This window comes from Methylotetracoccus oryzae (assembly GCF_006175985.1).
GTDB lineage: Bacteria > Pseudomonadota > Gammaproteobacteria > Methylococcales > Methylococcaceae > Methylotetracoccus > Methylotetracoccus oryzae.
In genome coordinates this window covers 53122-66960 of the sequence record NZ_SRSH01000021.1, presented here as the reverse complement: position 1 = coordinate 66960, position 13839 = coordinate 53122, and the positions used below count along the sequence as shown (strand labels likewise).

9 protein-coding genes are annotated in these 13839 nt (G+C 63.8%); 6 read left to right on the top strand and 3 right to left on the bottom strand.

Features of this window, described 5'->3' with window-relative positions; all coding sequences use genetic code 11:
* Positions 1–172: 172 nt before the first annotated feature.
* From BWR02_RS17900 to BWR02_RS17890, 3 genes are all read left to right on the top strand, one after another.
* Positions 173–1816 (top strand): sigma 54-interacting transcriptional regulator, encoded by a 1644-nt coding sequence (locus BWR02_RS17900; protein ID WP_236102395.1) that lies wholly within the window; start codon positions 173–175, stop codon positions 1814–1816.
* 142 nt (positions 1817–1958) lie between these two features.
* On the top strand, positions 1959–5330 hold the full coding sequence (locus BWR02_RS17895; RefSeq protein ID WP_139559275.1) for a PAS domain S-box protein: 3372 nt from the start codon (positions 1959–1961) through the stop codon (positions 5328–5330).
* Positions 5331–5432: 102 nt separating this feature from the next.
* Positions 5433–6860 (top strand): patatin-like phospholipase family protein, encoded by a 1428-nt coding sequence (locus BWR02_RS17890; protein WP_162560223.1) that lies wholly within the window; start codon positions 5433–5435, stop codon positions 6858–6860.
* Between the two features lie 18 nt (positions 6861–6878).
* On the opposite strand, the gene BWR02_RS17885 is transcribed toward BWR02_RS17890, so the two are convergent.
* Positions 6879–7922, bottom strand: a complete 1044-nt coding sequence (locus tag BWR02_RS17885) for a Rieske 2Fe-2S domain-containing protein (protein ID WP_139559273.1) — start codon at positions 7920–7922, stop codon at positions 6879–6881.
* Between the two features lie 454 nt (positions 7923–8376).
* On the opposite strand from BWR02_RS17885, the gene BWR02_RS17880 reads away from it, so the two are divergent.
* Together BWR02_RS17880 and BWR02_RS17875 are read left to right on the top strand one after the other, a co-directional pair.
* The gene (locus BWR02_RS17880; protein ID WP_139559272.1) at positions 8377–9096 is read left to right on the top strand and encodes a pirin family protein; all 720 of its coding nucleotides are present in this window, start codon (positions 8377–8379) and stop codon (positions 9094–9096) included.
* A 99-nt stretch (positions 9097–9195) separates the two neighbouring features.
* Positions 9196–9501 carry a hypothetical protein gene (locus BWR02_RS17875; protein WP_139559271.1) on the top strand — a complete coding sequence of 102 codons (306 nt, stop codon included), beginning with the start codon at positions 9196–9198 and terminating at the stop codon, positions 9499–9501.
* Positions 9502–9661: 160 nt separating this feature from the next.
* Here the strand turns inward: BWR02_RS17875 and BWR02_RS17870 are convergent, their stop codons facing one another.
* Positions 9662–11383 (bottom strand): hypothetical protein, encoded by a 1722-nt coding sequence (locus BWR02_RS17870; protein WP_139559270.1) that lies wholly within the window; start codon positions 11381–11383, stop codon positions 9662–9664.
* A gap of 220 nt (positions 11384–11603) precedes the next feature.
* Complete coding sequence (locus BWR02_RS17865; RefSeq protein WP_139559269.1) at positions 11604–12482, bottom strand: hypothetical protein; 879 nt, start codon at positions 12480–12482, stop codon at positions 11604–11606.
* A 513-nt stretch (positions 12483–12995) separates the two neighbouring features.
* Between BWR02_RS17865 and BWR02_RS17860 the strand changes: the two genes are divergently transcribed.
* Positions 12996–13721, top strand: coding sequence for a Crp/Fnr family transcriptional regulator (locus tag BWR02_RS17860; RefSeq protein WP_162560222.1), 726 nt, complete (start codon positions 12996–12998; stop codon positions 13719–13721).
* Positions 13722–13839: the final 118 nt, after the last annotated feature.

Sequence of the window (13839 nt, the reverse complement as noted above, 5' to 3'; positions counted from 1 at the left end):
ACCGCCGTTCACGCTGGCGCGGCACTCGCTCGCGGACCCGGTCTGAGCAGCAGCATGCGTGCCAGCCCCAAACCGGGAGCTCGCATGCGGCATAACAACGACTTGCCAGAAACCCCTCGACAGCGCGACGAAATTAGATTGCACTAATTGAAGACTGCTTTCGAATCGAATGATGCCCACATCCTCCGCCAGCGGCTGCGTCCCTGCCACGATGAACTCGGCGCCGTTCTCGCGCCTGACCCCCATTGGTTTCCTGCAGACCTTCGTGCTGGAATTGATGGACCTGTGCGCTGAAGCCGGGATCAGCCCGACCGAACAACTGATCGAACGGATCGCCCGCGGTGCCGGCCGTTTTTTCGAAGAGGCCTTTCGCGCCGAGTACGGCGTGGAAGGGAACCTCGACCGGGAAGGCTACGCCGATCTGATCGTCGGCCTGAAGAACCGGATCGGCGGTCATTTCTCTCTGGTTTCCAGCGATTCGACGTGTCTCCGGGTGGTCACGAGCCGCTGCCCGTTCGGCGAGGGTGTGCGCAACGCGCCCGAATTGTGCCGGATGACCTCCAGTGTGTTCGGCGGTATCGCCGCACGCAATTTTGGCTACGCGCGCGTCGTGCTGGAAGAACGCATCGCGCTCGGCGATTCCGGCTGCACGGTCGCGATCCACCTGACCGGTACCGCCGCAGGCAGGCAAGACGGCATCGAATACCGCGGCGGCGATGAACCCGCAGCGGAACCGGAGGGCATCGAAGCCCTGCAGAGCCGCATCGAATCCCGGATGCACGATCTGTGGCGCCAGATGAATGCGCGCCGCACGGCGCTGCCGGACTTCGAGAAACCCAGCATCGTCGCCGAATCCCCGGCAATGCAGAGCGTTTTGCGGGCCATCGAGACCGTTGCGCCGACACCGGCCACCGTGTTGATCCGGGGCGAAACCGGCGTCGGCAAGGAACTCGTGGCCCGTGCCATCCATGCCCTGAGCGAGCGCGCCGACCAGCCTTTCATCGCCGTCAATTGCGGCGCCATTCCGGAAGGGCTGGTAGAGAGTCTGCTGTTCGGTCACGAGAAAGGTGCGTTCACCGGCGCCCTCGAGGTACATCGAGGGTATTTCGAGCGTGCCGACGGGGGCACGCTGTTCCTGGACGAAGTCGATGCGCTGACCCCGTCGCTGCAGGTCCGCTTGCTGCGGGTACTGCAGGAAGGCGAACTGGAACGGGTTGGCGGGCACAGGAACCTGTCGGTTGATGTCCGGATCATTGCCGCGACGAACTGCGACCTGGAACGCAGCGTCGCCCATGGCGCCTTCCGCAAGGACTTGTACTACCGCATCAACGTCGTCAGGCTGGACATCCCGCCGTTGGCCGAGCGTGCCGAGGACATTCCACGCCTGGTCGAGTTGATCCTGAAGCGACTGGCCGCACGCTACCGGAAGCCGATTCACGGCGTCACGCCAGCCCTGATGGAGCGTCTCAGGACCTATCGGTGGCCGGGAAACGTGCGCGAACTGGAGAATACGCTGGAACGAGCGATCCTGTTTGCTACCGGCCCCCAACTCGACAACGTCGAACTGGGCGCAACAGAGCCCTCGATCCCGGCGACCGACCCGGGCTTCAGGGCGCTGCGCAGGCAAGTGTTGGACCGCCTGGAACGGGACTATCTGGAGGACGCCCTGCACCGCTTTCAGGGCGATGTCGCGCGCGTTGCCGCAGCCATGGAGCTGACGCCGCGCGCCGTTTACCTCAAGCTCGGCGCACTGGGTCTGGACCCCGCGCTGCACCGCCCGGCACGGCGCGCACGCAGGGGGGATGGTCCAGCGTGATCGGCCACAGCGCCACCAGACCACAATAGGGGTTACGATAGAGACATGGGGAACCTGGCCAATCAATGCGTGGGACGTCTCGCCCTAGCCTTCCCCCGGCGACCGACATGCCTGCTGGGACCACACAACCGATCACCCCGTGATGACGACCGAGCCAACACCGCCTGTCCCGTCGAATCCGCCGCTGCATCGTCAGCGGAAGATTCTGTCGGCACTCGCCATCGGGGTGCTCGCCACGGTTGCGGTGGCCAGCGCGTCGATCTGGCAGTTGTCGCGTTTTGCGGCCGAAGCCGCGGCCATCCAGCATTCGTATGCAATCATCGCGCAGGTCAACGCGCTGCTGGCGACTGCTATCGAAGTACAGACCGCGATCCGCGGCTACGTCATCACCGCGGATGAGCACTTTCTCGCACCCTACCAGGCGGCCGCTCTGCGGGTCGACGAACGGCTGAGGGAAACCTCAGCGCTGGTGGCGGACGACCCGGCGCAAACGCAGCGCGCGACGGTGCTGGGTCAGTTGTTTCGTGAACGTATGAGCCGGGCGCAAGCCGTTCGGGAACTGCGACAGCGCGGCGGCTTCGAGGCGGCGCGAGCGTATATAGCCAAGGGCAACGGCGAAGCGAACCTGACCGCGATCCGGGCTCAGGTCGCGGCAATGTGCGACGCCGAAACGACCTCGTTGCACCGGCGCCTCGATCGATCGAGCCGGAATCGAAACCGCGCCATGCTCGGCGTCGTTGCCGGCAGCGCCTTATCCGTGCTGCTGGCCGGCCTTGCGCTCGTGCTGATTCGCCGCGATTTCTCCGGCGGCCGCAAGGCGAATGCCTCACTGCGCGCGGCGGAACAGCAGCTGCGGTCGGTGCTGAACACGATGCCGGCCGGGGTTTGTGCGGCCGACCTGGAAACCGGACGGATCGTGTTCGCCAACGACGTAGCCTGCCGGATGTTCGGCTACCGTCACGATGAGCTGATCGGCATGCCGCCCTCTCGACTGATACCGCCGAACGAGTTCGACTCCGTGATGCCGAAGCTCGAACAGGCACTGCGAGGGGAGACCACGATCGATGAGTGCATCCCGCTGGCACGCGCCGACGGGAGCGTGATCCGGACGGATATCCGCAACGCCACGATCAAAATCGAGGGGCGCCCCTGCCTGTTGAGCCTGCTTACCGACATCACGGAACGCATGCAGGTCGCCGCGGCGCTGCGCGCTAGCGAGGCGCGCGCCCAGCGCCAATTGGCGGAACTGCAAGCCATCTACGACTCAATCCCGGTCGGCCTGTGCGTGCTGGACCGCGACCTGCGCTTTCTCCGCATCAACCGGCACCTGGCCGAGATCAATGGCCTGCCAGCAACGGAACACGCGAACAAAAGCGCTTGCGAACTCGTGCCCCCCCTGGCGCCGGAGTTCAAAGAGTTGGCCGAGCGAATCTTTCGGACCGGGGAAAGGGCCACGGACATCGAGTTCAGCGGAAGCTCCGCGGCCGCACCCGGGATTGAACGGACATTGATCGAGCAATGGCTGCCTCTATGCGATAGCGAAGGGCAGGTCGTCGCCATCAACGTCGTCGCCGAGGACATCACGGAGCGCAAGCGCGCGGAGGAAACCCTGCGGCGCACCGCGGAGCGGCTCGAACTGGCCCAATGGGCCGCCCGCAGCGGTTCCTGGGACTGGGATATTGCGGACGACCGGTTTGATTGGTCCAGAGAGACCTTCAAATTGTTCGGGCTGGACCCGCAGTGGGACAAAGCCGGATTCGAATCGTGGCGGCGCGCGTTGCACCCGGATGACCGCAACGCGGCCGAGGAGCGGGTTGCGGCCGCGCTGCGGGACGGCTCGCTGCTGGATAGCGAGTACCGCATCGTACTTCCCGACGGATCGGTGCGCTGGATCAATGCGCTGGGACGCACGACACGGGATGCGGATGGGCGGGCCGTACGTATGGCAGGCCTGTGTATCGACATCACCGAACGCAAGGAAGCCGAGGCCAAGCGGCGGGCGAGCGAGGAGATGCTGCGCTTTACGCTGGACCACACGCAGACCGGGTTGTGGCAGTGGGATGTGGCACACGGCACGCTCGAAGCGACCGCTCAGAACCATCGCTTGTTCGGTTTGCCCGACGACGGCTCACAGACTTCGCCCGACATCTATGGCGCCCTGATACACCCGGAGGACCGCGACCGAATCGGGGCCGCTTTCGCCGCGGCGTTAAAGGGTGAAGGCCGTTACGACGCCGAATACCGCATCCGGCGACCCGACGGCGAGGAGCGGTGGATACACTCGATCGGCAGCGTGAGCAAGGATGAGCGCGAACAACTTCAACTCGTCGGCATCTCGCGCGACATCACTGAGCGGAAGCGGAACGAGGAGGCGCTACTCGAAGCGGACCGGCGCAAGGACGAGTTCCTCGCGACGCTGGCGCACGAATTGCGCAACCCCCTCGCGCCGCTGTCGGCTGCACTGGAAATCATGCGGACGGCGGGCGATGCCGCGCCCACCCCGTCGTCGCTCCGCGACATGATGGAGCGACAGCTTACGCACCTGGTCCGGATGGTCGACGATCTGCTGGAAGTGTCCCGCATCACCCGGGGCAAGATCGAGTTGCGCATGGAAAGGGTCAACCTGGCCACCGCGGTCGATCATGCCCTTGAAACCAGCCAACCACTGATCGAGGGGGGAAACCACAAGCTAACCGTCTCGCTGCCATCCGAACCGCTGATCGTCGAGGCCGATCCGGTGCGACTGACCCAGGTGATCGCCAACTTGCTGAACAACGCGGCCAAGTACATGGACCAGGGCGGACGCATCCACGTAACGGCGGAAAGAAGTGGCGACGAAGCCATGCTCAGCGTCCGCGACGAAGGCATCGGCATCGCGGCCGAGAATTTGCCGCGCGTATTCGAGCTGTTCGGCCAAATCGACCGCTCCCTGAATCGTGCGCAAAGCGGCTTGGGGATCGGTCTGGCCCTGGTCCGCCGGCTGGTCGAAATGCACGGCGGTAGGGTCGAGGCCCGCAGCGAAGGACTGGGCCAGGGCAGCGAGTTCGTCGTGCACCTGCCGCTCGCGGCGCCGGTGCCGAATCTGGCTCCGCCGCTCGCGGCATCGCCACCGGGCATTCCCTCGCCGCTCCGCGTGGTGGTGGTCGACGACAACCGCGACGCCGCAGACACGCTTGCGATGCTCATGACAGGCCTTGGATCGACGGTACGGGTCGTCTATGAGGGCGCAGCCGCGCTCGAAATTCTCCCGGCCTTCAAGCCGGACATGGTGTTGCTCGACCTCGGCATGCCGGGAATGGACGGCTACGAAGTGGCGCGACGGATCCGCCAGTTACCGTCAGAGGCGCGCATCATGCTGGTCGCCATAACCGGCTGGGGCGAGGACAAAGACCAGCAACGCACCCGGGAGGCGGGCTTCGATCACCATCTGATCAAACCGGTCAGGCTCGATGCGCTGAGGGAGCTGCTGACCAGCCTGCGGTCTCCGGCCCAATCCGAATGCCCAGTCCCTTGAGACCGGCAGGGCAACGGTTCATTTCCGGCACACCCGATCCCGGGAGAACCCCTTTTTACAATATAATCAATGTCATCTATGACATTGTGCAACGAACTCGGCATGACGACTCCCTTGCGTACCCGATGGACCGGACTGTGGCGGTGGTTTTTGATCGGCACGTTGGTCCTCCAGGGCTGCGCGACCGTCTACAAACCGCAAAACCGTGGCATTCACGCGATCGACAACGCCAAGGGCTACCGCCTGATGAAGAGTCGCAATGGGGACTACGGCGATCATCTGGTATTCCTGGCCTTTTCGGGCGGCGGCACACGCGCTGCCGCGCTGAGCTATGGCGTACTGCAGGAACTGCGGGACACGCAGGTCGACAGCCGCGGCCGGCGGGTCCGGCTACTTGATGAGGTCGACAACATCAGTTCCGTATCCGGCGGCAGCTTCACCGCCGCCTATTACGGCCTGTTCGGTGACCGGACCTTCACGGATTACGAGAAGGTCTTCTTGCGGCAGGGCATTCAGGGCACGCTGATAGGCCAGCTGTTCAATCCGGCCTACTGGTGGAACAGCCTATTCAGCGCCTTCGACCGGACCGAGATGGCGATCGAGTTCTACGACAACCATATCTTCGAGCGCAAGACCTTTGCCGATTTCGACCTCAAGAATGGTCCCTACATCGAGATCAATGCGACCGACCTCGGCAACGCGACTCGGTTTTCCTTCATCCAGGCGTACTTCGACCTGATCTGCTCGGATCTCAACGCGTTCTCGGTAGCCCGCGCGGTGACGGCATCCTCGGCGGTACCCGTGGCCTTCCCCACCGTCGTGCTCGAGAACTTTTCCGGCGACTGCGACATCAGCCAGTCCGGTATCGTGCGCTTTCTCAACCAGCCGGAAAACAGCAAGGATCCGCGGCTGGCCGAGTTGCAGAAGCGACTGGCGTCTTATACCGATCGCAAGGAGCACCCCTACATCCACCTGGTGGACGGCGGCTTGTCGGACAACCTCGGTTTGCGCGCGCTGACGGACCGCATCGAAACGGTCGGCAGCGGCCTGCTGCTGCAAACATCCGGCAAACTGCCCACGGACGTGCTGGTCATCTCGGTCAACGCAGAGGTCGACCCGGAGCGCGGCATCGACCGCTCGGCGGCCAAGCCCTCCGTGGTCGATACCATCAATGCGTTCTCGGACGTCCAGATGTCCCTTTACAACAACGAAACCAAGCTGTTGTTGTCGAACAAACTGAAGGATCTCGAGAGCACTATGGCGGCCCGTGGATTGAATGTGCGCTTCCACACCGCGGAGGTGTCGTTCGCGTCAATTCAGGCCAAGACCCTCAAGTCCTATTTCAACAATCTGCCCACGACGCTGGAATTGTCCGACATCGAGGTCGATATGCTGATCGACGCCGGTCGTGACCTGCTGCGGAAAGACCCGGGCTTCAAGGGGTTTCTGGCCGTGAATAATGGCCAGCGGATCGTGGCCACGCCGTCCACCTCGAGCAGTCGGCCCGTCCCCGCCGAAGGCGCGCATTAAACCCGCCACGGCAAGTCATCACCCTCCAGGGGAAACATCTGAACGACAGCCGTCCCGGCCATGTTCAGCGCCCGCCTGATTCGAGGAACCACCCCGCGCCAGCAACGCCGCGTGCAGACGGCGGAACTCGAGGATGGCGCGGTCCGCACCGATCGGCCGGTCGTCATGCGCGTCCGCGCTGTCGGCCGGCGTCTGCGTCACGACGACGCGCCGGTCCTGGTTCAGTATGAAACGGTTGCTGAGGCCGATCATGGCCTCGAAAATTTTCGCCACCAGCAGATTGCGGTGTCGGTGATAGACGCGCAGGTAGTAGCGCGTCTTTCGCTCGTTGATCGGCACGAAGGCGACGAACTGCTGCAGGCGCGGCGCGATGTTCAGCAGCCAGATGCCGGGAAACAGGAAGCTCAGGCTGGGCCGTCGGTCGGCCGCCGCTTCCCGTAACTGCTCCGGACTGCGCGCGACCCGACCCTCGTCCCGCGAATTGGTCACCCAGACCCGTATGCCCTGGAAATCGGCCTCGACATGAGGCCCCTCGACGAAACTGCGGCCGCCCGCGCCGATGGTCGTACGGTGCACGAAGGCCAGGTGTGCCACGTCCAGCTGGTTCTCGATCGCGCGCGTGTAATGGACCGGCCAGTCGACGGCGATCGTGCCGTGGCGCCAGCCTTCGGCCAACAGTGGGAATTGCGGCACGGCCGGATACTCGGCGCGCTCCTTACCCCACCACAGCCAGATCAGACCATCGATTTCCCGTACCGGAAAGGTCCGGACTGCCATTCCCTTCGGTACCCCACCCTGACGTCCGAGCGCCGGGATATGGCGACACTGCCCGCCCGCATCGAATTCAAAACCGTGGAACGGACACACCAGCCGGTCATCGCAAATGCTGCCGCCGCTGAGGGCAGCACCGAGATGCGGACAGCGATCGAGATGCGCGTGCGGCTGCCGGTCGCGGGTGCGCCAGAACACCAGGTGCTGGCCGAGACGCTCGAAGCGCCGCGGTTTGCGGCCCACTTCGCGACTCTGCAGCACGGGATACCAGAAATCTTCGGGGAGACGCATTGGCTACGGATCAGCAGGGAAAGTAGAAGCCGCGGCGGTCAGGAAACGACGGCCGACGCCGGATGCTAAACCGAATGCCGACGCAAAGGGAACCCGAATCCCCCGTGGCGCCAGGCTGGAACAGGGGGCCGGACTAAGGTCACCGGCGGCCGTCACCGCAGCGGCCCTCAGGCGCGATCCGTGCCATACGGGTACCGCTAAACCGGGGCAACCGGTTATGCTGTTGCGCGCGAGGAGACCGGACGCCGAGACCGGTGCCGCCGATAGCCATCCGTCCGAGTGCCGCCCACCACCGCCGCGCTGCATGCGGGAGTCGGGGCCATGGTCGGTCGAAGTCTTACGAACCTGCGCCGCGACGCAGGTCACTCGCTCGCTCGCGACAGGCGCCAGACGACGCGCTCGGCGTCCCGCCGTACCGGAGTATGCTCCACGACACCATAAAGGGGGTGATCCCATGCTGGAACACAGGCCATCATCGCAACGCGGCACGGCTCAACTGGACTGGCTCGAATCGCGCCACACCTTCTCGTTCGGCCATTACTTCGACCCGGAGCAGCAGGGCTTCTCAGATCTGCTCGTGATCAACGAGGACAAGGTCCAACCGGGCCGCGGCTTCGGGACACACCCCCATCGCGACATGGAGATTTTCTCGTATGTGCTGTCCGGTGCGCTGGAGCACAAGGATTCGATGGGCACCGGCTCGGTGATCCGGCCTGGCGACGTACAGATGATGAGCGCGGGTACCGGGATCACCCACAGCGAGTTCAACCCTTCGCCGCAGGACATCGTGCACTTCCTGCAGATCTGGATCGTGCCGAACCGCCAGGGAGTGGCACCACGGTACCAGCAGGAGCATTTCTGCGACCAGGAAAAGCGCGGGCGCCTGCGCCTGATCATTTCGCCGGACGGCGACGACGGTTCGCTATCGGTCTATCAGGACACACGGGTTTACGCCGGGCTATTCGACGGCGATGAAGAGGCGACCCATGCGCTACCGCCCTCCCGCTACGCCTACATTCACGTGGCGCGAGGTTCGCTGCAGGTCAACGGGGTGGACTTCGCCGCAGGTGACGGCGTGCGCATCCGGGATGAGCGGAATCTCACTTTCCGCCGCGGCGTTGGGGCCGAGGTGCTGTTGTTCGATCTGCGGCCGCAGGAACTTCCGGAAACTTGAGGGCCGGGCGAGGAAGCCGTCTTTTGTAGACGCGGGGAGAGCTGGTGCACGTCCGATGTGCAACAGCCTCAGCCGCCAGCAGTACCGGGCTGGCAAGCCTTGTCCACCATCATCCTCAAGGACTCGCCGCGCCCGCGCCCCGGCTCTCAGCCTCTGACGAGCCACCGTCTAACGGCCGCCGTGCCGACCGCCACCTCGTCCGGCTCCGCCACGGTTGCTGCCGCCCATCCCTTGCCCGAACTCGGTCTGTTGTCGGCGGCGCTGTTCCATTTGTTGCTGCTGTTCGAATTGCTGCCGGTCGCGTTCCCGAAGTCTTGCCTGATCTCGTTGCTCTACAGTGACGCGCTCGCGTTCCTGCTGCTGTTCCTGCGGCCGTTGCATGTCGGCCAGGACGACTGCGGCTGATCCCGCAGTGAACAACGTCACCAACGCAGCAAGCGTTACCGGGACGAATTTCCCTCGACCCATGACCCTATCCTCCCCTGTTTCTGCAAGGCAGCCCCTTGAAGTAAATCGGCGTCGTTCACGGCTGCGCGCTACATGTGAGCATCAACGAAATCTCGCCTTAGCGCCCCGGGAGGCGCGCGAGATAAACGCCAGCCATGTCGTCATCCGCTTCGTCCACGGCCACGGTGCCGGTTGCGCTCATTTTCGCGCTCACCGCCAACCAGGCGCCACGCAAGCCTTCACGTTCCAGACCGAGTTCCGAGATGATCGAAGCTTCCGGCGCCTCGGGATCGAGCGTTCGACCGGGCATCGACGTATCCAGCAACGTTGTGATGACCGCACGGCCCGGGTTGCTGGCCAGATAGATGCCCGTTGTTCCTGCGAGTGTCGTCGCCTTGAACACCGTGCGGACCGGAAGACCCTGTGCAGAGGCGGACACGAACGAGGTCGACCGCCAGCGGGGCGGTTCGCCATCATCGGAATCGCCCTCGCCTTCTCCCCCAGTCGGAATGCCGTTGGCTGCGCACCATTCCACCGGAGGCGACCCCGAGTAGTTCCAGTACACGAAATCGTCGAAAGGCGAGCTTTCCGTCCCGGTCCGGGCAACCAGACGCAGCCCATTCTTCCGCGCCTGGGTGTCGAGGACGAAGATCCCCTGATTCCTTGGCACATTGACTGTCGTATCGTCGGCGTCTTCACGGCAGTAAGCGATCCGACATTGGTTCCCTTCCGTCGGGCACTGCAGTGTCTTCGTCGCCGATTCCGTTCCCCAGGAACCCCAGAACCCCACGAAACGCCCGTCGAACGACACGGCCTCGCCTATCCTTGCGAACCTGGGCTGGCCAGGTAGCGGGATACCCATCTCATCGACGACCGGCGTACCCTGAACACCCACCGCAATCAGTGAGCGGAGGCGTGGATTCGGGCTGACCGGCGCCAGAAAAAGACCACCCAGCGTCGGGGCTTCCTCGTTGTCGAAGCCCGCGAACACCACCAGGCGGCCTGCAGCGCTGGGCGGTGCTGTGGATCCGAAAGGCGTCGTCGTGCCCGGGATCAGCGTCTCCCGGCTGGTCGCAATCGCGATCACCGGGCTACTACCGCCCGCCGGTGCCAGGGCGGCGGCGTCCGCCAACGGAATCGGCTCATTGCGCAGCTTGCGGAAATAAATTCCGGTCCTCCCGTCGGGCGAGTTGCCTTTGAAGACGACGGTGTCGCGATCCGTGACGGAGGGCGAACCGGGGAACACGTCGAAGGGCATCCCAAGTGAACCGGGCTCCGCGAAGAACCCGAAGTCGGGGACAGCGCCGAGCTTGGCCACACCGGTGATCAAGGCGCCATAGGGATTCGTATAGATGCCCGTCGTTCCGGCGCGGGTTTCGGAACCCTCGGTGAACGAATACCGCCACACGGGCTGATGATTCCCGCGGGTCGCGATCGTATTCGAAGACGCGTCGATCCGCGGAAAGGACGGCGTTTCGGCGAATAGACTGCCGAGGTTATTCGGCTGCGGGACGACCGTGTTCCGATCGAGAATCTTGACGATGGAACCACCGGGCCGAGCCATATCGCGCGTGTAGATACCGTGCGTCGCGGGGCCAGACGGCGGACCACCCCGACTGCGCGCCCGGATCACCACCGTCCCGCGGAGATTGACCGAGGGCTGGTTGTAGCTGTTGAAGGTTCGTCCCCCGGCATCGGGTATCGGATCGTTGTTGTTGGCGACCGTTTTCCAGTTGAGTTTCGGCGAGGGTGACGGATCGGCAAGGCTGATGGTGTCGACCGACCACAAGCCGGCAGCGGCCAGGAAACCCAAAGCAGTCGGACAGCGGCGTCGTTTCATTATTCTTTCCTCGGGGGGATTTGGGGTCCTTGCGCTTCGCCTATTTCTGCGCTGCACGCAGGACACAAGACAGGTGGAACGTTTCAGCGATGACGCGCGCGGCGCGGGAAAGGGGCCCGGCTCGGGCCGGTCAAGGCACTGCCCTGGCCGGCCGGTGACGAGGGAGATCGACTTGTCGTCGTCAGCCCTCGATCATGTGCGCCGATTCCCGTCGCGAGAACTACTTTGTCCTCCCGCCTTTCTTGCCACCACCGCCACCACCGCCACTGACGACGATGTCGAGGTACGCGTTGTTGGCGTCGTTAAGTTCGTGTAGAGCGTCAGTACCCGTGAACGTGACATTGGGTGCGTGAAACCGGATCTGGTAAGTTCCCGCCGCGGTGACGCGCAGGTTGTACCCGTACACGATCTTGCCGGTGGCGTTGATCTCGGGCGCGATTGCCTGGATCGGAACCGTGTACGTCCCGCTGGCCACATGCTGGACGCTGATCTGCATGCCGGCGTCATGTACCACCCACGACGCCTGCCCGACATCGACCGGGATGTCAGTCCAGCCGCTGGTAGAGTCACCGCCGGCCAGGTGACCGTAGGCGGATTCCCGGTCGAGCCTGCTCGGCTCCAGTTTGATGACGCTATAGCCTTTTAGGGTTCCGTTAGAAATCGACCCCGAAAAGTCGCCCGTGTTCGTGAGCACCAGTTCGACCCGGATCGGGCTGCCGGTCTTCAGGCTCGCATCCCCCGTAAGATTGTCGCCCCAGGCACCGAACACTGATGCCGTTGGGGCGTTGAAGCACTGCGCCTGCCAGGTGTGCACCTTCTGGACGTAGTAATAGCCCGGGACCTCGTAACCGGTCAGCGGTTCACTCGTGGGCGGCACCAGCGCTGTCGGCGCCTCTTCCGTACCGCAGATAAGAGTCCCCAGAGAACCGACCAGGATGGCCGGAACCGACAGGTTTTGGGCAGCGACGGTCTCGCCGCCACCGCCACCGCCACCTCCGCCGCCGCCAACACCCGGCGGACGTGCGGCAAAGGCGACCGACGTGGTCATCGCACCGCTCAGAATGAGCGCGATGGCTAGATTGAGTTTGTTCGTTTTCATGGCTGCATTCCTTCGTTGAATCGCAAGATCCCTTCGCCATTTTTTGTCTAGACGTTATCGCCTCGCGTGAGGCAAGGGCTTTCCTGCCCGCAGAAGCCGCGTCCCTGCCCACTCACACAAGACTCGACGCAACTGTATTCAGTGGAAGGCCGCCGGTAACTGACGTTCGTCACTTCTTTGAAAAAGATTGCGACGGGAATGACGCGCCGGTCCTGGATCTGGCAGAGGAGTCAGCGAACACCGAGCCCGGCATGGCGGTTCGGCACACGGTGTCCGAACATGGGGTAAGGCGTTCGAACTAGGCAGTTCTGCCAATTGTCTGCCGTCTGGGCTCACCGCAAACTGCGCATCAGTGAAGACTGATGATTCACGGCAACAGCGAGGGCAACCGATGGATGCGACCCCCCCGGTCCGACGACCCTTCCGAGAGACCATCGCGCGGTATTCGAAATGAACGGCGGAGCGCCGGCCCACTCAGAGTGTTGTCCCGACTGCTGCCGCCTGCAGTGTCTGATGGATCCTTCGGCTGCCAGCCGCTGCCGCCCTGTGTTGCGCAACCCGACCGCGACGGTCAAGTATCGCGAGGTGGTTGCGGGAGAGTCCGTCTTTCGCTCTACAGACAACCCGCAGGCGATCGTAATCATTCGCTCAGGTCTGGTGAAGGTGATCGACTATTCCGAAGGCGGAACGGAACGCATCATGCTGCTGGCGGGGCGCGGCAGCGCAGTCGGTCTGGAGGCAGTGCTTGGGCAGCCCATGCGGTACGGTGCGGTCGCTATCCGATCCGCCCAGATCTGCCGGATTCCCGTCGCTGTTCTCGCCACTTTGGGAAGCACTGATGCCGGGGTCTACCGGCAACTGATGTCCCTATGGCAAGCCAATCTCGAATTTGCAGACCGGAGCCTGTCGCGCTACTCCAGCGGTCCGATTGCGCTGCGGATTTTGCGGCTCATTGCCGACCAGATAGCCACTGAAACCTCAAGCGACCACCTCGAGATCAACTTGTTGCGGCGGCAGGACATGGCGGCCGTGATGGGAGTCGCTCCGGAGAACATTTCCAGAGCCATCGCAGAATTTCGGCGCAAGAAGCTATTGCGCAAGGTGAAGCGCGATGTTTACCGTTGTGACCTGAAGCAGATCAGGCATCTGGTCAAGACGCTGGCGATCCAGGCCGATCGCGGAGCAGGCAAAGCAAGGATCGCGAAGGCTGAATTGCGGGCTGCTTCACGATTGTCCTGAACGGGCGCGGTCCGCACATGGTGGCGGACAGCACCGCGAACATTCACCGGCACATCTCGTGTGACGGCGTTCGTCAACGTCGGACCACCACCTTGACGGGTGCCGCGCCGCGTGTGGC

Excerpts from the sequence above, each read along its gene's own strand:
- BWR02_RS17900 (WP_236102395.1), top strand. The coding sequence starts at position 173 with ATGCCCACATCCTCCGCCAGCGGCTGCGTCCCTGCCACGATGAACTCG.
- BWR02_RS17895 (WP_139559275.1), top strand. The coding sequence starts at position 1,959 with ATGACGACCGAGCCAACACCGCCTGTCCCGTCGAATCCGCCGCTGCAT.
- BWR02_RS17890 (WP_162560223.1), top strand. The coding sequence starts at position 5,433 with ATGACGACTCCCTTGCGTACCCGATGGACCGGACTGTGGCGGTGGTTT.
- BWR02_RS17885 (WP_139559273.1), bottom strand. The coding sequence starts at position 7,922 with ATGCGTCTCCCCGAAGATTTCTGGTATCCCGTGCTGCAGAGTCGCGAA.
- BWR02_RS17880 (WP_139559272.1), top strand. The coding sequence starts at position 8,377 with ATGCTGGAACACAGGCCATCATCGCAACGCGGCACGGCTCAACTGGAC.
- BWR02_RS17870 (WP_139559270.1), bottom strand. The coding sequence starts at position 11,383 with ATGAAACGACGCCGCTGTCCGACTGCTTTGGGTTTCCTGGCCGCTGCC.
- BWR02_RS17865 (WP_139559269.1), bottom strand. The coding sequence starts at position 12,482 with ATGAAAACGAACAAACTCAATCTAGCCATCGCGCTCATTCTGAGCGGT.
- BWR02_RS17860 (WP_162560222.1), top strand. The coding sequence starts at position 12,996 with ATGGATCCTTCGGCTGCCAGCCGCTGCCGCCCTGTGTTGCGCAACCCG.